The following is a 20,937-nucleotide window of genomic DNA, read 5'->3' as shown; positions in this document are numbered from 1 at the left end:
AAAGCAGTCGTTTACTAAAAAATGGGTCGATAGAAGATGGGGGTTGCTATTTTTTCTATCGACCTAAGCAGTATTTTTACTTTTCCGTTATGTAAAACTCAACCACCACCGGCAAGTGATCAGCCAAAGCATCTTGCCTCTCAGGGTCAAAATATGAGACAGGCCTTAGGCTATCTTCGATAATTTCAGGAAGCATATTTTGGTTCATAACGATGTAGTCAAGGCGTCGCTTTGGGTCTGCTGCGGTGTGTGTATATTCGTCATCTTCTAGCAAATCGACAAAGCTCATACCCTTGCTATCACCAGCTAGAATCGCGTTGTGTTCAGCAGTATTTGGAAGCGCGTTAAAATCACCCAACAACATGATATTTCGATTGGGAGCTTCGTTTAAAAAGCGCTTGAATTGATGCTTTAAAAATGCAATTTGTCCTAAGCGCATACCGATATCGCGTTCACCTCTTCCTGCTTTTAAGTGCACAGCACTTAATAAGAATGAATAGTCTTCGCTGGGGAAAACATCAATTGACCACATTCGCGTGTTTAAACGGTTTTGACTTTGTGCTTGTCCATTTTCATCAGTCCAGTTGAGCACGGGCGTGTTGGCATTTCCATAGCTATACATCGTGCCCAGTGGCACACGACTCATGATCACGACGTTCATATACCAACTATGCGACGGTGCGTCTGCAAAAAAGCGATAACCAAGTCCTTGTAGCTCATTTTCAGCTAAGTCTCTGAGTAATTTAGCGCTTTCAAACTCTTGTAGCACGACAATATCGGCATTTTCTTGGATAAGCGCTTCGACTAAATCTTTTCGCTTGTCTCCCATATGATTTTTGGGTTCATTTTCTCTTCTTGAGTCCACATAAGGATCATTATATTGGTCTACAAAATGCTCTACGTTCCAAGAAATAACTTTAAGTGTGTCTTTGTCAGAATATTCAAAATCACTAGGTAAGACGAGTCCAGCTCGATACAGTGGAACGCTAGTTTGGGTTTTAGTGACCGATTGCTCACCTTTTGGTAATGAGTCACACGCACCTAAAAAGATCGCAAACGAGAGTACAACACTCGCTTTAAACGCCAATTTACTGATTCTCATGTATCAATTTTCCTTAAGCTCATTGATGCTTTGCCACAAATGTTAAAAGCGCTATCTCAAGCGCTTTGCAATTGAACGTAAACTGTCTCTAAGACCTTCTAAACGCTTCACGCTAACATCGGTTGAACTCTCTAAATCCAAGCGCTTTGCCAACTTGGTGAGACTACGAGAGAACTTTCGACTCGTTTCATTTGACGCAATCATGCTTTGCGCTTGGTTCATCATGTCTTCAACATCTTTGATTTGTGCCTCGCTTAAAGTATTGTCGCGCTTGAATTGGTCAATATACGCTAGCGCAACAACGGGCTCTGCCGGCCAAGTAACCTCGAACTGTTGCTGAGGATTAAAAGTATCGCCCATGTTCGCTAACTTTGCGGCAGCTAATTCGTTGGCACTTAAAAACTCGCTGGTCTGTAACTCAAACACATCTAAACCGCGGATAATCTCGGTGCCGTAAATCTTGCCGTTGTACCAATATGTTGACCAATAGCCTGCGATGACCATGCGCTCATCGTGGATCGGGCCTCGGTCAAAGTATGCAATTTCGGTTGGTTGGTTAGTCTGTGTGAAGTCGATGATCGACATCCCACCTTGATACCAAGCTTGAACGAAAATATCACGCCCAGGAACGGGTACAGCGGAACCGTTGTGAGCCACGCAGTTTTCTTGTTCCGACTGAGGTGCATCAATTTTGTAATAGCTTTCGAATGAAAGTTCGCCATCATCGATGCTATAAAAAGCGTTAGCACCCCAATTCATTGGATCTGACGCGCGACATCTAGGTTGTGTACCGCCACCCCACTCATCGGTAAACACAACTTTTGTGCCGTCATTGTTAAAGGTTGCTGAGTGCCAATAAGCAAAACCCGGATCGGCCACCGCATCAATTCGCTTAGGTTTCATCGGGTTTGAAATATCTAGCAATATACCGTTGCCTGAACATGCACCGGCAGCGAGTTTAAGGCTTGGGAATATGGTGATGTCATGACACTCATCAGTTCTTCTTGTGCTTTGCGTGCCATCACCGTGATCGCCGCCTTGCCAAAGACCAGCAACGCGCCCCTCTTCATCAGCAAATACAGCAGGGCTAGAAGTGATGCGTGCTTTCGAAGGATCTTTTACAGGGATTTCCACTACATCGATTCTAAACAAGGCAGTGCGCTCATCTCCGGGTACTTCACCAATACAACCCTCAAGCTCCTCTTCATCACGCACACCGGCTGTGCCAGAGTTGTAGACAACGATACGTTTGTCATCACTTGAAACGATTGAGTGGGTATGTGAACCTCGACAGGTTTGCACCAATCCCACTTGTTTAGGCAGTGTTAGGTCAGAAATATCGAATATGCGTAAGCCTCTAAAGCGCTCATCACTGATATCCTCACTGACCCCTTGCAAACCGCAATCAATTCGGCCGCGAGTCTGCTCAACCGACATAATTAACAAATCACCTACGATTGATACATCACCCTGACCACCTGGACAAACGATTGAACTGGTTAATTGCGGCATGCCCTGTTGGTCTAATTTGTAAATATTAAAACCGTGATAATTTCCAGCAACTAATACATCGCCCGAAAACGCCATGTCTGTGTTCCAAAAACTCAATAGCGGCCAACGCTCTCCCCATTCAGTTTTTTCATCACCACCGTCATCGTCGCGAGTGGCTTCTTCGGTTGATTCTTCAGTTTCTTCTTCTGACTCTTCATCTAAGTCTTTTGGCACAACGGGTGGAAGGTTAGATGGATTTTCAGGGTCGAAAAAACCTGTTGGTCTTGGCAAAGAGGCAAGTAAACTTAAATTGAGAGAAGCTTCGCCAGCATCTCGTAACCCTGCTGTTAAGCCAACACGTAGATCAGATGATAACGCCGATAAAAGACCATCCATTCTTGTAATTTCAGCATTCTGATCGCTGATAATATCGTTTAAAAAATCATATAAAACAGGATCATAAGCCGAGCCAGACTTGTCGAGTAAATCATCGACCATCTTAACTGCTCCCTCGTGATGGGGGATCATCAGCTCTAAAAAGATACGATCGAATTCAACACCTTCTGCCGCCTCAAGCGCATCCATTTGCGCCATGCTCGCCATGCCCATTTCACTGTGATTCATGTGCATTGAGTGGTCGGTAATTTCGACAGATTGACCACGCTCTTCCAACCACCGCCCCATAAAGGCAATTTCATCTGCCTGAGATTTTTTGATTCGGCCTGCAATATCAATGATCTCTTCGTTATTGGTTCGGTCGTCGACTAACAATGCCATTTCTACTGCTTGCCCATGATGAGGAATCATGTTTTGCATAAACATCACATCATCACGCGTAAAGGTGGTTGCCGCTAAATTAATTGCGTCATCGGCACTCAATGCTTTTGGCGCTTGGCCAGGCGCACCGGGCTGAATGATAGGTACGTCTTGAGCGTGTAGCCCAAGCGAGAACGTCACAGCACTTGCGATGCACGTTGCCTTAAACAAATTTTTAGTGAATGTCGGAAAAGAATGACGATTGGCCATGGCAGAAAATCCCTGTTTTATTTTGCGTGCACATTGAAAAATGTACATCCGCGCTGTCGTTTTTATAATGAACTGCTTATCGTTGAATGTGTTATTTTTTTCAGTTTCGGAAGAAGTATACGCAACCTATCGGTATTTGGAATTAAAACAGTTACTTATCTAATTTTTCAATAGATGAAGAAATAAGCGTTTCTAGTTTTTTTATTCTGTCTAATGCCCAAAAAAGATAGCAAATAACAACGGCAAATGAAAAAACTGTAAATGTATCAGCATCTGAAAAAAGTATTGGAATTAACAAAGGCAAGCAAATTAAATTCTGCTTGAAATAGGCAACAAAAGTTTGGGTTGTAGTCATTAGAAACCTTAAATTATTGACGTTAGAGAACTTGAAATGAGCTTTTAATATAATACTAAGTCAGATTGAGTCATTGCTCCATTAAATAGTCTGCTATTTTCACCCTATTGTAAGTGATTAGATTAATTAGTATTTCTGGTCTTGCTTTAAACGCTTCTCGGTTTTGTTAAATCAACTCACCTACTTACATGATCGATAAACGCTGATATTTAAACATCTATTACCGCACAAAGAATTGTATATGCCCGCAGTATTGTTTGTGCTTGCTCTACCGTGCCACCTTTATCTGGATGATACTCATGTTGCAACTTTCGGTATTGCTGTTTTAACGTTTGCCTGTTGAGGCCATCAAGTGAGTTAAATGATAAATCAGCTAGGGCAGCATTGATTTGTGCTGAAGAGTAAACTTCAATAGATTCAATACCTGCCATTTTAGACCAAAAACTTGTGAGTAGCTTTTCGACATCGTCATCGTTAGTCTTGAGTAAATTGCGCCAATCAAGGTAGTAATCAGCGAGTGGATCGTTGGGAGCAATGCCTGATTGTGGTGCATGAATACCTGACAACTGAATCTTTAAGGCTGAAATCGTTAACTCACCAACCTGTGCTTGCCTCCAATCGTTTCGCAACAAATACAAGGCATGAAAAAGAATAAAGTGTGTTTGAAAAAGAATTAGGGGATCTGCTAAAGCATCTTCATCAAAGAAACAATAAGGCGGCTTTTTGAGTTGGTTGATCAATTCGTATTCACTTATCCCCTCTTTAAACGTTTGCTGAAAGTCAGATAGCGCCTCTTTAAGCACAATCAATGTCTGGTGATGCTGCTTATTCGCTTGACTTGATTGGTTAATTTTCTGATCCTCTAAATCCAAACTTTCAGCCTTCTATGGTGTTTACAAAGCTCACTAGTCTCGTCGTAAGTTGAGTAAACGGTTGATATTCAAATGCTCAACAAGCATTCTCAACAATAACAAAGCAAAGCCGAAGAATAGACTCAAACCGCCAAAATCTAAATATCTAAAATTGCCATGAATTTCATATTGGTTGTTAAAATCGGCCCCTTTTAAAGTAGGAATAAGAATATCGACAATCCACATCCCAAAAAACAAACTCGACGCAAAAAAGGCAATTAGCCACGCATAGTTAAACAGGTATTTAAGTGCGCGGTACTCTACTTTTTTTGAAACTTGTAACTCGCGAGGGCTGACGTCAAAAACGGCGGCGATAGCCTTTGTGGTTTCCAAAGATGCGGTGCCACTTTTTTCTACTCGTTGGATCGTTCTGATGCTGACAGAGGCAGCTGCGGCCAGTTCGTCCTGACTCCAACACTTTGAGTGCCTAAGGGTTTGAATAGTATCTTTGTTTAGCTTCACTTCATTGCTCATATCGTTCTCTCATTTTTATTAAAACACATTCAAAGCTTAATGCCATTACAAAGTGAGCAGTGTGACAAAACTACGCTAACCGTGTGCCATTGACCTGTCACCGATATGACTTTTAGACGACAACTTACCGCCAAGCTTGCAAGCAGAGATAAGAATGTTTAGTCTTTTTACTTTATATTAACATTTGGGAAGAATATGAATTTCGCAGAGTTTGCTGCCTCAAGAAAAAGTGTGCGCGGGTTTAGTCAAAAACCAGTGAGTAAAGAAGTTGTAGACCAAGTGATAAACGCAGCCAAGTGGGCACCCTCCTCTTACAATACACAAACGTGGAAAATTCATGCAGTCACCGGCGACGTGCTGGATAAAATCCGACAAGGCAATACTGAAAACACCTTAGCGGGCAAGCCCCATGTCAGAGACTTTCCCTACAAAGAAGACTATGAAGGCATACACCGCAAACGACAAATAGACGTTGCAATTCAACTCTTTGAAATCATGGGAATCGGGCGTGAAGACAAAGAAAAACGCATGGAGTGGATGATGCGCGGGTTCAGGCAATTTGATGCGCCGGTGTCATTGGTCTTAACCTATGATAAATCATTAGAACCTGCAGGCATCACGCAGTTTGGTCTGGGTTCATTGGCCTACGGTATCGTGCTAGCCGCTTGGGACTTAGGTTTGGGTTGCGTCATCAATGGACAAGGCATTATGCAATCTGATGTCGTGCACAAATATGCCAACATTCCTGATGATGAAGCGATCATGATTTGTATTGCGATGGGCTACCCAGATAAAGACTTTGCCGCTAATGACGTTCGCTCTACTCGCGCGGACAATGAGGAGTTTGTGACTTATCACGGGTTTGAGTAATTGGAGGATGCAAATAAGCTCCCACCTGACTTCAATGACAGCATTGAAGTCAATGACATCACCTGATATTATTTTAATATGTTTAGTTAAAGTAATTTGAAGGTATCAGAAATGGCCGTTATCACTGTCCGAAACCTCCCCGATCCCACAAAAGAAGCACTTAGAGTAAAAGCAGCAAAGGCTGGTATTTCGTTAGAGCAGTATGTTCGAAATATCCTGCAAGATGCGTCAAAAGATGATGACCAATCAAGCAGTAACATTATGGAAATTGCAGCAACTTATTTTGCTGAGCCAGAGCATAGCGACATCGAGCTAAACCTTCCACTTAGAAGCTCTTCACGCGAAGATGTGAAGCTCGACTGATGTATATCCTCGACACGAATGTTATTTCGGAGATGATGAAGCAAGAACCGAGTGCTTCTGTTGCCAAGTTCTTGGCTTCTAAACAGCTAAACACGCTGTGCACAACGTGGATAAACATTGCTGAAATACAAAGAGGTATTAGTCGACTGCCAGACGGAAAGCGTAAATTAAAGCTAAATGAGCAATTTAAGCTATTTGCTCATCATGCCTTTGGCACCAGAATATTTGCTTTTGAACAAAAGGCAGCATTTGAATACGCCCGATTGGGTGAACAGCGAGAACATGCCGGGCTTCACATTGATTCCGTTGATTTAATGATTCTAGCAATCGCCAAAACACATAACTTCAAAATCATCACGCGTAATGTGGCTGACTTTGACGGTGTGGGCGTTAAAATAATTAATCCTTGGACAAACAATGATTAATTATGTTGGATCAGTTGATTGACTCGTTCACGCTCACTCAGGATAAATAACAAAGCCAAGTCCCCCTCGGCGGCATTGTTTAAAACAAATTCAGCACCTGAATAGGGGCTAGGCGTACACACTAGCTTACTTGCGTCTACGCCACTTGCTAGCAGGTGCGAAACGACAATCTCAGAGATTTCGTTTTTTTCACGGCCTCTCAGGTACTCTTCTAGTTCACTTAACACATACACATCTGGGTTGAGTTCGCGGACGGCATCGGCAACGTCTTTGATATCTTGGTCGGAACGGTCGCCAGCATGGCTAAAGAGCACATATATCCTTTTAAACGCCTGGTCGGCAGACATGGCTTTCACCATATCGATAACGGCTTGCATGCTATGCGCATTATGAGCGAAATCGACGACGATTTTTACGCCGTTTCGGTCATAGATATTAGTGCGGCCTGGATTGTCTTTAGCACTGCTTTCAAAGTTTAAAAGGCCGTGTTTAATGTATTTGTCATCATAGCCAAGTGATTTGGACAAGCCGACCACGCCCAATGCATTTTGTACATTATGTCTAGCGTAGCCCTTTACGGTCATTGGAATGTCTTTGATATCGACGATCGCTTTTTTCTCACCCGTTTTTTCACATAAATAAGTAAGTGCTTCACTATCGCCAACTAGACTATTTTCTCTTGCATCTTGCTTTAAGTTAGCGTCACTAACAAATACGCATAAACGCCTATCAGCAATACTTTGTTGAATCAGTGGGTTTTGTTCGTCAAGGCTAAACCAGACAATGGGTTTGTCGAGCGACTTTGCGTATTCGACGAGTAAGCGATCATCAGCATTTAGCACTAAGCGCCCCTGCCCTTGATGAATTGCTTTTGCCACCATGAGTTTAACTTCTGCGATCTCTTCGACCGAATTAATGCCGTACTGCCCAAGGTGATCACTGGCCACGTTAGTGACGAGTGATGCATTGGCATGGGTGACAGGTAAACCTCGTCTTAATAGGCCGCCTCTTGCGACTTCTAGGTAGGCAACTTCTGTTCGCTTGTCTCGTAATAGTATTCTAGCGCCACCGGGACCGGAGTAATCCCCTTCGTCTATAATCTCGTCACCTACTTTTATAAAGTCTGTTGATGTGACGCCAGCGCGCAAATTGGCAGCTTTAGCGATCTCAGCAGCAAGACGCACACTGGTGGATTTGCCGTTAGTCCCCGTAAATAGAGCCAGAGGAATGTCTTTAAAGTCTTCCCACTTTACTTCATTCGGATTAGGAAATGCATCAATCGGCCACGTTTGCGCATAATGCCCTGTTCCCAAGCTGATTTCATCGTCATCGACTAGGCACCTCACGTCGTTTTTGTGCGCTTGTTCGATAAAATTAATCAAAGCAGGATTAAGCTCGTCTTTTATGGTGTTCGCTAGCGCATTTTCTAAAAGGAGAATGTCTTCGTAATCATTGGCATCGCCTTCATGTAATTCGGCAATGCATAACTCCCATGATAATTCGAGCAGATCACATGCACTATAAAGCAGGTCCATTTGCGCAGGGATAGCAACGCTTAACCCACCATCAAAGAAACGCGTATAAAGGTCTTGTTGCCAGCCAAAGCGAGCTTGAAAACGGGCGATATGTTTTTTCCATATCTTGAGCACCCATAGCGGATCGATATTCTCTATAAATACGTCAGCAATCGCACCGGGCTTATCCGATAATAAATTTGGGCCGGTTAATCGACGAACTTCATCAAGCGCAAACCTAATCTCACTCATAAGTCGTTAATCCGACTCTTCATCACGCTCAACGACGATGTGAACACCGCGATCGTCTTTCACTATCTTTTGACCGATGCTAAGTTCAAACTTATTCTCTACAGGTTCAAACAGCTTTTCAGGGAAGTCTTGCGAAGGCGTTGAATCTTCTTCAATGAGTTTTTCGCCATCTTCATTGAAGTGCACAATTTGCTTCCAACATCTTGTAATGTTGTCACCAAGGATCACCAGTAAATCACCGCTTCGACAGCCTTTGAGTGCGCTATCGATGCTTTCTTCTTCACTTGGAATCACTTCGATGCAGTCTTCTGATACGCCTTCTTCCATCAGTGTTTTCTTTATCAAAAGTGGAACCTCATCAAAGCCACGGCCACGTCTGTCATCGTCTGCTTTACACACAAAGGTATCAAAGATAGGAGCGACACTTTTTGCCGCCTCAATGATGTCTTCGTCACGACGGTCACCCGGCATTGCAACCACTACACGACGTTTACCTTTGACGTCTAGACGCGCCGCTAAATCAGAAATGGTTTTAATCGCGGCAGGGTTGTGTGCGTAATCAAGTATGACTTTAAACGGATGCTCGTCATAGATATTTAAACGACCCGGCGCTTGGTAGAAAGACGTATTGAAAATGCGCAAGCCTTGACGAATATCTTCAAGAGAAGTATCGAAATTGTAAGCCATCGCAGTAGCAAACATCGCATTTTGAACGTTGTGCATGGCTTTGCCTTCAATCGTTGCAGGTATCAAATGCGTCCACAACAATGGAATATGAGCGCCTTTGTCATAAATGGTGATCATGTCGCCATTTATGCCTTTTTCAAGCACAACCGCCATACCGCCACTTCTAATATGCTCTCTGACTAAACCGTGGCCCGAGTCCATAGTGACGTAGCAAATTTGTTGGGCATGACAAAATTCAGCCATTTGTAAGCAGTGAATATCATCGGCATTGAGTACGACACACTTGTCGGCGACTTCCACAACAACACGTTTGATTTGTGCAAGTTGCTCAAGCGTATTCACGCCTCGTTGACCTAAGTGGTCGGCTGAAATGTTTAGACAAGCGCCGACGTCACAACGCTGATAGCCCAATCCACGTTTGACGATCCCGCCACGAGCGGTTTCCATTATCGCAAAATCAACACTGGGGTCGCGCAGTACAATTTGTGCTGAAGTCGGCCCTGTCATGTCCCCTTTAACTGTTAAATGCCCGTCGATATAGACACCGTCAGTTGAGGTCATGCCCGTCGTAAAACCAGCGGCCTTCATGATACTTGCAAGCATTCTTGAGGTAGTCGTTTTGCCGTTTGTTCCTGTGATTGCAGCAACAGGTATGCGTGATTCTGAGCCAGTCGGAAACAGCATATCCATGACTTTGCCCGCAACATCCCTCGCTTGACCTTCGCTAGGCGCAACGTGCATTCTAAAGCCTGGAGCGGCATTACACTCACAAATACCGCCGCCTATTTCTTTGTATGACTTTGAGATATCGTCAGTTAAAAAGTCTACGCCACCAATATCTAAACCGATTGCTCTGATAGCTCTGATCGCCATATCTCGGTTATCAGGATGCACGATGTCAGTGACGTCAATCGCCGTGCCACCAGTTGATAAATTGGCCGTTGAACGTAAAAAGAATGTTTGGTCTTTTTCTAAAACCGTTTGAGCAGTGTAGCCTGCATCTTCCATTAAACGCTCTGCTTGGTTGTCTAATTCAAGTCTCGTCAATACTTTTTCGTGACCCACGCCTCGGCGGGGATCTTGATTCACGATATCAACGAGCTCTTCGATCGTGTGAACACCGTCGCCGACCACATGCCCCGGCACACGCTTGGCGACAGCGACTAATTCATTATTAACCACTAACATACGGTGGTCATAGCCTGTTAAGTAACTCTCGACTAGCACTGCGCGGCTAGTGCCATGCTCTCTGGCTTCACCAAACGCTGTAATGACTTCTTCATCGGTCGTCAGGTTAATGCTAACCCCTCTACCGTGATTTGCGTTTAATGGCTTAAGAACAACTGGATAGCCTATCCGCTGAGCCGCCCTCACGGCTTGACGTTCACTGTAAATCATTAACTGTTGAGGGACAGGCAAGCCTAGGTCATTAAGTAGATTATGGGTATCTTCTTTATCACATGAAATTTCAACCGCAATGTGTTTCGTTTGGCTAGTAATTGTGGCTTGGATGCGCTGTTGATGCTTACCATGCCCAAATTGCACAAGACTATAATTGTTGAGTCTTAACCAAGGAATATCGCGCTGTTCGGCGGCAGAGACCAAAGAGGCTGTGCTGGGACCAAACTCTTTGCGTTGCGCCATTTTAATGAAGTCGGTGAGCTCTTCTTCAAAGTTAAAGTCTTCTTCGACGTGCGCACCGATGAGTGCTTGTACATTTTTAGGCATCAGATGTTGTAGCAAGCGCAAACCCAAACTACCTGCTTCTAAGCCGACGTCGCGTTGGTGATATTGATAAACAACGTAATAACAGCCTTTGTCTTCTAGACTTCGAGTACGGCCAAAGGTAACGGCACTGCCCGCAAGATTTTGTAATTCAATGGCGACATGTTCCCAGATGTGTCCCATCCAAGTGCCTTCGTCTTCAGTCAGACGCCTAAGAAACCCACCTTCTTCGCCATAAGAGCAGCCATGCTTTTGAAGTGATGGAAGCGCATTAACAAGCCCATCGGTGAACGCTTTCCCGAGCTTTACCGACGGCCATTCTTCAAGTGCCCCCAAGTCTATTTGGTAGCAAATTACTGGGAAATTGGCATAGATATTAGGACCAACAAACACATTTTGACTGAGAATCTTCATAAGCTCTTATCCCTGTAAACAATACGGCTATCGAATGGGCAACTCTTCGGCTGTTTCGACGCTCAAATTATAATCATAGGTCTACTAAAGTACATAAAAAAGGTAGCTTACGCTACCTTTGATTGTTTACTTTTATCACTTGGGACAGTTGTTCATTCAGCTAACAAAGGCTTTGCGCTCACCAATATCAAAACGCCCACCGGCTGCCAAAATATGTACTTTAAGGTTCAACAGCGTAAGCGCATCACCCGAACGCGCTTCTGCCATAGATGAATACTCAATATCGCTAGGATCAACCACGGTAATTGCGCCACTTCCGACCACGGTAAACTGATTATTATGGTCGATAAATGCCGCGGTATCTTCATCTAAGCCAACACCAATCAAGAAAGGATTATATGAGACCGCAGAAAGTAGTCTGGCTAGCCTGTTGCGCTCATTAAAATGCTGATCGACCACAATAGTGTTAATTAAGCCCATACCCGGCGCCAAGTTTACGCCATCTTCGGTAGGGACGATGCCTGTGCTTCCGCCAGTAATCATGTGCTGTGACACAATCGCCGCGCCAGCAGATGTGCCCGCATAATTGACACCTTGCGCGTTTAACTGGCGTATTGCCTTAGCGATCGGCGTGCCACCTAAAATGGTGGATAAACGCAATTGATTACCACCTGTCACAAAGATACCCGTGCTTTTTTCTAGGGTTTTCACATAGTCTTCGTTTTGTGCATCAGCGCGTTCTGTAATGGGTAAGGAATAACTTTTCTTCACACCCAAATCATCAAAAATCTTTTGATAACGTGCACCTGTATCGTCTAGTTGAGAAGCGGTCGGCACCACTGTGATCACCGCGTCTTTTCCACCAGAAATCTCAACAAATTTTGCGAGGATCTCTGGATTATCAAATTTCTCTTCCGCACCGCCAATAGGAATAACGTAGCCGCGTTGCGTGCCTTCAATAGTAGGAGATGGCATAGTATTTACTCAAATGTACCTTTAATAACTTGCTGTTTATGTTTAACGTGTAAATGGCCAAGGGCCATGACGTGTTCAATGCCGCCTTTATGATGCAAATTTGTCAAGTATGCAAGTTTTATTGTTAAATCTCTCATACTTGGCTGTCGAAGTGGCAATACAAAAACCTAATGTAACACTTTGCACCTCATCTCTGGGACTTTTGGCGTAAGACGCTGCTTTTCATGCTTATATACTGCTATCTTGCTATGTTGCTATGTTGCTATGTTGCTATGTTGTGAGTGTAATGTATTTCGTTAAGGGGCCATTAAATATCATACACCCGCCCGTTCATATTTATGGAACATTGTCTCGGGGCGGTATTTATTTAGTACTCTCAGCTTCTTTTAGACTCGATATACTTTACATAAGCTTGGGCGTGAACCAAAACATCAGCAGCTGTTTTGGCATCATTCACTAGATTTATGGGAAGATCTTGCAACTTAGGAAGCCCATCTACTAATTTTGTTCAGCACTAGGGCTATATCTGTGTCGTTGGTAATAAAGACAATATGTTCAAGCGAAGTATCGGTTAATACATGATAAAGTGCTTCCACCGCAGTGTTGACATCTGTTTGCTTTTCTTTAAGTTTCCAGGGGTCGTAATGCCGCGCGTGGAAAATGGGTCAGTTGATAAACCGAAGTATAATCACGTTCAATTAGATTAACAATTTTTGTTGTAACAAAAGCGAATACCGATTCAAACTCTGAGCATTCGTCGCTGCCTGAATATGCGGTCAGCTGACATAAACCTGCCCAAGAAAGGGGCGTAAATGCGGCCAGTCATATGAATTAATCGAGCTAAATACCACTTAGTCGGATTTACCATATCAACTATTCAAGCCCTTGTGTAGTAGATCTCTATTAACGAAAAATACGTTTTCAAATCGATGAACTAGATAGCATGACAGCAAAGAAAAAATTTAATTTAGCAGATAATGAAGTGCAGTCTTGGTCGCCACATACTCATGTGACGGGTGAGGTATTTTGCCTTGCTCACCTTGATGCTGAATTAGTCACTTACCAAGACAGTAAACAAGCAAGCGTTATTTATAAGTTCTATATTACTTATTCACATCATTGTTTTACTAAAGACGAGCCTTCTGGCAACAATGCTTCTAATCCAGCTTTGCAATACCCTTCCCCCAAAGATAGGCGAGCCTTTCATATTGGTCGCTACAATTTGTCCAAAAGCCTACCGCAGATAATTAGAACGCTTCCCGAGCAGTTTGTATACCATGGCGGTTACGACAATTATTGCAGCGCAACGTTTACAGACGGGCAAGGCAATGAAATTGTTTACCAGATAGTATTTTCAGTTTTTCGTAGCCAAAAAAAGTTAAGGCTACATGTTGAAAGTGCCTATTTGCTTGAGAAGGGCTTAGGTAAAATCAAAAAAGTGAAGTTTGAAAAAATTGCTTGGGCGTTATTGAAGAATAAAAAACTACCGAAGCCTGCCAATTAACAAACCCCAGATGTAACAAAGGCCCCCTTCAGGGAGCCTTCGCCAAGAATTAACTTGGTATTCAGAACATCTTTACCGGCACCGCCTCGACCATATAGGTAATGGAATGTCATGCTTTCACATGTCTGCTGCATCCTAAACGCGATAATTAAGTACACGCTATGAGTACAATATTGAACATATCCTTTGCAATAGTCAAGTATATTTAATTATCGTGCATTACCGCTGCTAAGTGCGTTTTGTCATACACTCCTCTCAACTTCGCCGCACTTACGTTCACATATCGTTGAGTAGTGGGTAAATCGGCATGGCCAGGAAATTCTTGAACATAGCGAATAACAAAACCACTTTGACTTGCATAGTGATAACCATATTGGTTGTAGAATCGATTTACATGTGTAATATCGTGCTTCCAATCGCTGAATAACGCTATTTTCCGTCTAGTTGAATTAGCTCTAACCCACTTAACTAAACTGATCTTAAAATACTATTCCTCAATAGGAACCCACTCTCCATTTTTAATTACAAACGTAAACCTCTTAAGTTGTTCTTCGCCACCACTCATTATATAAGCTTTATATTTCTCGAATTCGTCGATATATGCTTGGTCTATATTGTCAACATAGGTCTCCAAGCCATTCGAATTTGGCCCATCAGGACCAACTAACGAAATAATTTGAGGCGCGTCACCGATATCTAAGCTACAAAAAAATGCATAATCACTACTGATAAGTGGGGGAGGATTCTCAATACTTTGTGGTAGCAAACCAATTTTGATTTTTATGTATGGATTAACGTTTGAATAAATAAAAGTCGCAGTTCGTAATGGACTATTAAACCTTTCATGAGCTCGATAGCTTGGGCTTTTCTCTCTGATTGCATCCTCGCAAACTTCGATTGCTCTGGCACTGAAAAAACGATCTTTGGTGCTAAAGTTGTGTTGTTGACAGGATGCTAAGAAAATCAAACTAAATGCAACAACTAATGTGCTAATAAAACGTTTCATCGAATGGCTTCTCCCTCGATACCATAAGTAAATCCTCTGAAACCACCTTGAGGAATCTCTGCTTCAAAAGTGCTGCTACATCTATTTGAGTTTATGTTACATACTTTAAAATTAAGCCCATTCTGATCTCTGTAAGACATATAAAGTGGTTGCCTATGAGCTTTGACCCACCCTACGTCACCTGACCCCTCCTTTACCACCGAGCTATTGGAGAAGTAAGGCGTGCCACCAGGGTGTGTATGAAAGCCCGCAACAGAGCCAAAACCGCTAATTTTGATACTGCGATCTTTACCAACAGTTAAGTCGTCGTAAAAGTATTCTCTGTCATTGTCATCGTTGAATAATTCTTCCCAAAAACCATCTTTTTTCTCTTTTATTTTTTTTTGAAAACAAAGTTAACGAAAAGGATAATTTTCCACATTACAACCAATTATCGGGATAATTATACCCACGAAAAACAAATGCTTTAAAGCCCAAACTTGAATAATTTTATTTTTAAGGGATAATTATCCACATTAAAATATATGTTATGGGAAAATAATCCCTAGTGAGTTGAGTATGGCAAGTGTAGCTGGCCACAAAAAACTGTTTCCTAAACAAAAGAAGATCCTCACCACTTTTGGTGAAGATCTATTTCTGGCTATGAAACGCCGAGAATTCACCAAGTCATTGGTAGCAGAACGTACAGGCTTAGATCCTAAGACCATCACTAGAGTATTCAACGGCGACCCTGGTGTTGCTATTGGCGCTTACTTAAAAGTGATGGCGGTATTCGGCATGGAAAGTAACTTTGCAGACATGGCCGGGCATGATGAATTGGGCAGTAAACTTCAAGACATGAAGTTATTGGAGAAAAAGCGATGAGTCGAGTAACGGCTGAAGTTTATGCTTCTTGGTTTCCAATAAAAGCGCCTATTTTAGCTGGCCACCTTTTATTTCAGGAAACATCACGAGGTGGCGTATTTAGCTTTGAATACGATAGTGATTTTTTAACGTCTCCGTTTCGCATGCAGCTCGACCCGTCACTAGCATTAACTTCGGGAGAGCATTATAACGATAGAAGTGATAAAAACTTCCGCGTGTTTCTAGATTCTTGCCCAGACCGTTGGGGCGAGTTATTAATGAAACGGCGTGCAGCTCTCGATTTCAAAAATGGCCACAGAGAAACCGCAAGAATGACTGCCATGGATTATTTACTTGGTGTTCATGATTCATATCGGATGGGAGGTTTACGATTCAAAACATCCCCAGAGGGCAATTTCTTAGATGATAATGCTGAGTATGCTGCACCACCAATGGCGTCACTTAAACAACTAGAGTATGCCTCAATGATGATCGAAAGCGATGAAAACACTGATAGTGACGAGTATTACCGTTGGTTAAGCATGCTCATTGCGCCGGGCTCTTCATTAGGTGGTGCTCGCCCTAAAGCATGTGTGCACGATGACAATAATGATTTATGGATAGCCAAGTTTCCCAATAGTAACGACACTACAGATGTCGGCGCTTGGGAAATGGTCTGCCATAAGCTAGCCCTTGATGCTGGCGTTGACATGTATCCATGTGATATTCAGAAGTTTAACTCTACTCATCATACGTTTATCACTAAACGATTTGACCGAGATAAAGGTCAGCGAATACATTTTTCATCAGCTATGACTCAGCTTCAGTACTATGACGGCAGGGGCGAAACAGAAGATGCAGGTTACTTAGAGCTAGCAGAATTCCTAACTATCAACGGCTCGCAAACTCAAAAAGATTTAGCGCAGCTGTGGCGCCGTATTGTGTTTAATATTGCTGTATCTAATACCGATGACCATCTACGAAATCACGGCTTCTTACTGACAAAAAAGGATGGGCACTGTCACCTGCTTATGATTTAAACCCGTCTATTGATAAGACCGGCTTACACCTAAACATAGATGACATGTCAAATGAGCTAGATTATGGTTTGGCATTTAGTGTCGCTGACTACTTTAACTTGAAAGACTCTGAGGCTAAGAAAATCTATGACGAAGTGATGCACTCAGCGAAAAACTGGGAAGCTGTTGCTTCTGATATTGGTATTAGCAGGCAAGAGCAACTTGGAATGCAAGAAGCATTTAGAGTATAGAATAATCACAACCTTGGATTTTATGCTTAAACACTGATTGACCAGTAAATGTTCAAACACTCCCTTAGTGCGCAACTATCTATATAAAAAGGTAGATAGTTGCGCGTGAAGCGCTCTAGGTGAAACCATCTTTAGACAAAATGTTCTTAAGTAACCCGAATCTCGTTTAAGAAATTCGGGTTAACATAAAAAAGATCGCTCAATAACGCTAAAACGACGCCGCCTCAGGGTATCGGAAAAATAACCAACAAAATGTATGATTAATTAACACTGACCCCTTTTATTTCTGAGAATGCGAAATAAAGCGGAATTTAGCAGGCTTATTTCGCAATCTCAACTTGTTTGTTACTAGGGGAATGCTTTAAGATTGCGAAATACCCTAATATTTTTTATAGATATTTCGTAATCTCAAAGGTGATGGAAATAATGGTTACTAAGTTTGTAGGCAGAGAAACAGAGCTAAAAGCCTTAAAAGAGCAAATAAACAATATCTCTTCGTCATTTATAGCGTTGTTTGGCCGCCGTAGAATCGGTAAAACAGAAACTATTCTCCACTTTTGCAGCAAAGAAAAAATAAAATACATAGAATTTACGGGACGCTTCGAGCAACCAAAAAGAACTCAGATCAAAGCATTCTTGGCTGAAATCGCCCGATTTAACCCTGCATTCAAAGGACGAAAAGCTGAAGATTGGTTTGATGCTTTTGAAATATTAAGAGAATGTCTTGATAATTTTCCACAAAATGAAACGTTAGTGATATTCATAGATGAATTACCTTGGATGGATACACAAAGATCTGGCTTGCTTGCTGAGATAGGAGAGTTTTGGAATAAGTATGTATCTAGGCGGCGAGGGTTCTCATTAGTTGTCTGTGGCTCTGCCGCTTCATACATGCTTAAGAAGGTCGTGAAAAACAAAGGCCCTCTACACAACAGGATAACCCGCAAACTCCCAATGGAGCAATTTGACCTTTTCGATACCAAGCGATTCTTAGAGGCTAATGGCTTCAATCACTATAACAATAAAGCCGTTGCAAATATATATATGGCAGTTGGTGGGGTTGCTAAATATCTCACTGAATTAAATCGTTCTTGTACTCCTCAACAGGCCATACAAGAGATATGTTTTGCTAAACATGCACTGCTTCAAGGAGAGTACGAGGAGCTATACCATTCATTATTCAGGCACCCTGAATATCACTATAAAGTAATGACTGCGTTAACTGATAGATGGAGTGGACTTACTAAATCAGATTTAGCCAATAAACTTAAAGTTTCCAATGGGCATATAGCCAAAACAATAGAAGAGCTGCTAGGTTCAGGTTTCATCACAGAATACTCAAAATTTGGTAACGTTAGCCGAGAAAATATCTACGTAGCGACAGACTTTTTTTCATATTTTCATAATCGTTGGATGGCAGGAAAAAATAAAACTAACGACTGGGAAAAATCATCTAACTCTCAGGAGTACGCAATATGGTCAGGATATACATTTGAAAAATTATGCCACGCCCATGTAAAACAGATAAAGGCGGCTATTGGCATAAGCGGAATACCCACATCAAGTCATTACTGGTCGTACAGGGCCAAAAACAAACAAGAAAAAGGCGCTCAAATAGACTTATTACTCAGTCATGAAGGGCGGAGTCGAAATATTGAAATCATTGAGTGTAAATACTATGACGGCCTGTTTACAATTAGCGAGAGCTACAAAAAAGAGCTAATAAATAAACGAGTGGTTTTTAATGAGCAAACTGGCAATAAATATAATGTTAGGTTCATTCTCGTTACAGCTGAAGGCGTTACTAAAAACGAACATTTCAACGAGCTAAATCCACTAGTAGTCACTTTAAACGATCTATTTTTGCCAGCTTAGAATTGGTAAATTATTAATTGGGATCTATAAAAGCATCTCAAAAGAAAGCGCGCATGCGCCTTTTTCAACAAACTCGACATTGCCGATATACCATGTGGTGCTTTGCTCGCCTTGGGCATCTATATCGATGCGTTTATAGCGTGTGGTGTCTACCCCATATGCAAAGTGGGTTTGTGTGCTATTCTCAAACACTAAGCAAACTTAAAACCGCTTCTGAAGCAGATAACCTAGCCTCTTTTAGACTACTCGAAAGTTTGTATCACTCTTCCAAAATACAAATAATTTTTAGTCAAACCTTCTTCTGGATCCTCATAAACAGATATCCGTCCTTCAATTCGAACTAACTTACCGTGTAAATTTGCATCAATATCTACTGGGTTTTCTATCATGATCGCATTCGTTAAGTCTAAAGCTTTAAAATGCTCACTCGTCAAAAATAAAGCACTAAAATTTTCATGTTCTTGGATATAAAGCACACCGGTTAATGCAACTAACTTCCCTCTAAACAAAGTGCTATCTTGTTTGAAGTCAATTATTGATATGTCGATGTTTTCGTTTATCCACACTTGGCAAACATTTTTATATTCATCTTTAAATTGAACCTCTTCGGTAAGGAGTGAGTGAAGGAACTCAATTTGCTCGATGTAATCACCTGAAAAATTAGATTTAACACGATAGGTTATTTCCGACAAAGCTATCCAAAAAACACATTGATTGTTAGAGAGCGATACGGCGTTATTGTTGTAGCTCTGTTCCCAATATTTAGTGGCCTTTTTGATAAAGGAAGGCAGTAAATTTGAAGGGCGTTTATGTTCCAGAATATATCTATATTCTTCAATTAAATCAGGTTTAAATTTGGCGACAATTGAGTCAGAAACTTCATTTCCCCAACTATAACAAGAGTTAAAATACATAAAAACCAAGCTGATAAAAACAAAATAATTTTTCATTTAGTAGCGCACCTATCTCCACAGATTTCAGACATATTGCCTTGATAAAACACTCTTAGCTGATTTTTCGGTCCTCCACCTATATGACCGGTTGAAATATAAGCATGACGATTATTGTCGATTGCCCATTTCGTATCCGCTCCATGGGTGAAGTCACTACTTATCTTTGCGTGCGAGTGCCACTCTGCAAATGCATCTGGACTATGTGATATTTTGACAGAGTTTCTGTAGTTTTGAGTATACAGCCCTCCAATCTTAACTACCTCTCCAGATAGGATAAGCGTCCTACGTATATCTGCACCAATTTCGATATCATACTCCCACGCAAGTGCGTGAACATTGTCATGAAGCCATTTCGCAGCCTCTTTGTGCGTCTTAAAGTTTTCTCTTTTTGCATTCTTTCGAAGATCTTTTAATTTAGAGTCAAATTCAACTTGCTCTTTTTCACTCAAATTTCTTGGGCGAGGGGGTAGGCCATTGTTGGAACGAGACGACCGCTTGTCTTTACTACCGCTCACGTCTTTTGAATCTCTAGAGTAAACCTCAGAATGCGACAACTCCCCCAACCTATCAACCCCAAACGGATCAAAACCAAAGTCACACGCGCCAGAAACACAACTGTTCCCAACCCCCATCGCCCAGCTTTTAGCAAAGCCGCCTATCAGGTTACCCCAAACCGCTCCGCCTGCACCATCATTCCATGCAGTGTATGCCTTTGCTACCGATAAAGTCGAGTTGGCGGTGTTGTATACCGCAAACGCAGTGTTCACAAATGAGGCTATTTTTAAGGCCGTGGCAATTTGACCAATCAAATACCCTTGTGCCCGATTCACTGCCCATGCCGCAAAGAAATGCGCAACATACCCACTCGGATCAGTCGCATTCAACGGATTATTCCACACAAG

Annotated in this window: 18 protein-coding genes and 1 pseudogene; 7 read left to right on the top strand and 12 right to left on the bottom strand. The window is 42.2% G+C overall.

The genetic code is table 11. From position 1 onward, the window contains the following. Window positions 1-76: 76 nt before the first annotated feature. From KUL10_RS04030 to KUL10_RS04010, 5 genes are all read right to left on the bottom strand, one after another. On the bottom strand, window positions 77-1,102 hold the full coding sequence (locus tag KUL10_RS04030; RefSeq protein WP_110427632.1) for an endonuclease/exonuclease/phosphatase family protein: 1,026 nt from the start codon (window positions 1,100-1,102) through the stop codon (window positions 77-79). Between the two features lie 51 nt (window positions 1,103-1,153). Further along, on the bottom strand, window positions 1,154-3,619 hold the full coding sequence (locus tag KUL10_RS04025) for a DUF305 domain-containing protein (RefSeq protein ID WP_110428010.1): 2,466 nt from the start codon (window positions 3,617-3,619) through the stop codon (window positions 1,154-1,156). Between the two features lie 151 nt (window positions 3,620-3,770). Beyond that, window positions 3,771-3,974, bottom strand: a complete 204-nt coding sequence (locus tag KUL10_RS04020; RefSeq protein ID WP_110427631.1) for a hypothetical protein — start codon at window positions 3,972-3,974, stop codon at window positions 3,771-3,773. Between the two features lie 209 nt (window positions 3,975-4,183). Beyond that, the gene (locus tag KUL10_RS04015) at window positions 4,184-4,846 is read right to left on the bottom strand and encodes a DNA-J related domain-containing protein (RefSeq protein WP_233499696.1); all 663 of its coding nucleotides are present in this window, start codon (window positions 4,844-4,846) and stop codon (window positions 4,184-4,186) included. A gap of 33 nt (window positions 4,847-4,879) precedes the next feature. After that, entirely contained in the window at window positions 4,880-5,359 is a 480-nt protein-coding gene (locus KUL10_RS04010) for a helix-turn-helix domain-containing protein (RefSeq protein ID WP_110427630.1), read from the bottom strand. Between the two features lie 195 nt (window positions 5,360-5,554). Between KUL10_RS04010 and KUL10_RS04005 the strand changes: the two genes are divergently transcribed. From KUL10_RS04005 to KUL10_RS03995, 3 genes are all read left to right on the top strand, one after another. Beyond that, window positions 5,555-6,229, top strand: coding sequence for a nitroreductase (locus KUL10_RS04005; protein ID WP_110427629.1), 675 nt, complete (start codon window positions 5,555-5,557; stop codon window positions 6,227-6,229). Between the two features lie 111 nt (window positions 6,230-6,340). Beyond that, a complete protein-coding gene (locus KUL10_RS04000) occupies window positions 6,341-6,592 on the top strand; it encodes a plasmid stabilization protein (protein WP_110427628.1) in 252 nt (83 codons plus the stop codon). Continuing rightward, window positions 6,592-7,017 (top strand): type II toxin-antitoxin system VapC family toxin, encoded by a 426-nt coding sequence (locus KUL10_RS03995; protein ID WP_110427627.1) that lies wholly within the window; start codon window positions 6,592-6,594, stop codon window positions 7,015-7,017. The genes KUL10_RS04000 and KUL10_RS03995 overlap by 1 nt, the downstream gene beginning before the upstream one ends. Here KUL10_RS03995 and KUL10_RS03990 read toward each other — a convergent pair. From KUL10_RS03990 to KUL10_RS03980, 3 genes are all read right to left on the bottom strand, one after another. Beyond that, window positions 7,014-8,783 (bottom strand): Mur ligase family protein, encoded by a 1,770-nt coding sequence (locus KUL10_RS03990; protein WP_233499695.1) that lies wholly within the window; start codon window positions 8,781-8,783, stop codon window positions 7,014-7,016. The genes KUL10_RS03995 and KUL10_RS03990 overlap by 4 nt on opposite strands. 6 nt (window positions 8,784-8,789) lie before the next feature. Next, complete coding sequence (gene cphA, locus KUL10_RS03985) at window positions 8,790-11,609, bottom strand: cyanophycin synthetase (protein ID WP_110427626.1); 2,820 nt, start codon at window positions 11,607-11,609, stop codon at window positions 8,790-8,792. Between the two features lie 156 nt (window positions 11,610-11,765). Then, window positions 11,766-12,584, bottom strand: coding sequence for a cyanophycinase (locus KUL10_RS03980; protein ID WP_110427625.1), 819 nt, complete (start codon window positions 12,582-12,584; stop codon window positions 11,766-11,768). A gap of 943 nt (window positions 12,585-13,527) precedes the next feature. Between KUL10_RS03980 and KUL10_RS03975 the strand changes: the two genes are divergently transcribed. Continuing rightward, window positions 13,528-14,088, top strand: a complete 561-nt coding sequence (locus KUL10_RS03975) for a heat-shock protein (RefSeq protein WP_110427624.1) — start codon at window positions 13,528-13,530, stop codon at window positions 14,086-14,088. Window positions 14,089-14,575: 487 nt separating this feature from the next. Here KUL10_RS03975 and KUL10_RS03970 read toward each other — a convergent pair whose 3' ends face one another. Beyond that, window positions 14,576-15,094 carry a hypothetical protein gene (locus KUL10_RS03970; RefSeq protein WP_110427623.1) on the bottom strand — a complete coding sequence of 173 codons (519 nt, stop codon included), beginning with the start codon at window positions 15,092-15,094 and terminating at the stop codon, window positions 14,576-14,578. A gap of 558 nt (window positions 15,095-15,652) precedes the next feature. Between KUL10_RS03970 and KUL10_RS03965 the strand changes: the two genes are divergently transcribed. The 3 genes and pseudogenes from KUL10_RS03965 to KUL10_RS03955 all read left to right on the top strand — a co-directional run bounded on the left by KUL10_RS03965 (window position 15,653) and on the right by KUL10_RS03955 (window position 19,082). Beyond that, window positions 15,653-15,958, top strand: a complete 306-nt coding sequence (locus tag KUL10_RS03965) for a transcriptional regulator (RefSeq protein WP_110427622.1) — start codon at window positions 15,653-15,655, stop codon at window positions 15,956-15,958. Next, window positions 15,955-17,207, top strand: a pseudogene (locus tag KUL10_RS03960) (type II toxin-antitoxin system HipA family toxin). Before KUL10_RS03965 ends, KUL10_RS03960 begins: the two are co-directional and overlap by 4 nt. Window positions 17,208-17,633: 426 nt before the next feature. Beyond that, the gene (locus tag KUL10_RS03955) at window positions 17,634-19,082 is read left to right on the top strand and encodes an ATP-binding protein (RefSeq protein WP_158525308.1); all 1,449 of its coding nucleotides are present in this window, start codon (window positions 17,634-17,636) and stop codon (window positions 19,080-19,082) included. Between the two features lie 24 nt (window positions 19,083-19,106). Here the strand turns inward: KUL10_RS03955 and KUL10_RS18590 are convergent, their stop codons facing one another. The 3 genes from KUL10_RS18590 to KUL10_RS03945 form a co-directional block, all read right to left on the bottom strand. Then, window positions 19,107-19,274, bottom strand: coding sequence for a hypothetical protein (locus tag KUL10_RS18590; RefSeq protein WP_158525307.1), 168 nt, complete (start codon window positions 19,272-19,274; stop codon window positions 19,107-19,109). A 50-nt stretch (window positions 19,275-19,324) separates the two neighbouring features. Beyond that, window positions 19,325-20,032, bottom strand: coding sequence for a hypothetical protein (locus KUL10_RS03950; protein WP_110427620.1), 708 nt, complete (start codon window positions 20,030-20,032; stop codon window positions 19,325-19,327). Then, window positions 20,029-20,937, bottom strand: a 909-nt coding sequence (locus tag KUL10_RS03945; RefSeq protein ID WP_233499692.1) for a hypothetical protein, incomplete at its 5' end; no start/stop codon positions are given. The genes KUL10_RS03945 and KUL10_RS03950, both read right to left, overlap by 4 nt.

Source organism: Glaciecola sp. KUL10 (assembly GCF_003203515.1).
Classification (GTDB): domain Bacteria; phylum Pseudomonadota; class Gammaproteobacteria; order Enterobacterales; family Alteromonadaceae; genus Glaciecola.
Note: the sequence above shows the minus strand (reverse complement) of the source record. Positions and strands in the feature narration are given on the sequence as shown.

Bases quoted from the DNA above. Each gene is read 5' to 3' on its own strand.
- KUL10_RS04005 (WP_110427629.1), top strand. From the start codon at position 5,555: ATGAATTTCGCAGAGTTTGCTGCCTCAAGAAAAAGTGTGCGCGGGTTT.
- cphA (WP_110427626.1), bottom strand. From the start codon at position 11,609: ATGAAGATTCTCAGTCAAAATGTGTTTGTTGGTCCTAATATCTATGCC.
- KUL10_RS03980 (WP_110427625.1), bottom strand. From the start codon at position 12,584: ATGCCATCTCCTACTATTGAAGGCACGCAACGCGGCTACGTTATTCCT.
- KUL10_RS04020 (WP_110427631.1), bottom strand. From the start codon at position 3,974: ATGACTACAACCCAAACTTTTGTTGCCTATTTCAAGCAGAATTTAATT.
- KUL10_RS04010 (WP_110427630.1), bottom strand. From the start codon at position 5,359: ATGAGCAATGAAGTGAAGCTAAACAAAGATACTATTCAAACCCTTAGG.
- KUL10_RS03965 (WP_110427622.1), top strand. From the start codon at position 15,653: ATGGCAAGTGTAGCTGGCCACAAAAAACTGTTTCCTAAACAAAAGAAG.
- KUL10_RS03955 (WP_158525308.1), top strand. From the start codon at position 17,634: ATGGTTACTAAGTTTGTAGGCAGAGAAACAGAGCTAAAAGCCTTAAAA.
- KUL10_RS04000 (WP_110427628.1), top strand. From the start codon at position 6,341: ATGGCCGTTATCACTGTCCGAAACCTCCCCGATCCCACAAAAGAAGCA.
- KUL10_RS03950 (WP_110427620.1), bottom strand. From the start codon at position 20,032: ATGAAAAATTATTTTGTTTTTATCAGCTTGGTTTTTATGTATTTTAAC.
- KUL10_RS03975 (WP_110427624.1), top strand. From the start codon at position 13,528: ATGACAGCAAAGAAAAAATTTAATTTAGCAGATAATGAAGTGCAGTCT.
- KUL10_RS04030 (WP_110427632.1), bottom strand. From the start codon at position 1,102: ATGAGAATCAGTAAATTGGCGTTTAAAGCGAGTGTTGTACTCTCGTTT.
- KUL10_RS03970 (WP_110427623.1), bottom strand. From the start codon at position 15,094: ATGAAACGTTTTATTAGCACATTAGTTGTTGCATTTAGTTTGATTTTC.
- KUL10_RS03990 (WP_233499695.1), bottom strand. From the start codon at position 8,783: ATGAGTGAGATTAGGTTTGCGCTTGATGAAGTTCGTCGATTAACCGGC.
- KUL10_RS04025 (WP_110428010.1), bottom strand. From the start codon at position 3,619: ATGGCCAATCGTCATTCTTTTCCGACATTCACTAAAAATTTGTTTAAG.
- KUL10_RS03995 (WP_110427627.1), top strand. From the start codon at position 6,592: ATGTATATCCTCGACACGAATGTTATTTCGGAGATGATGAAGCAAGAA.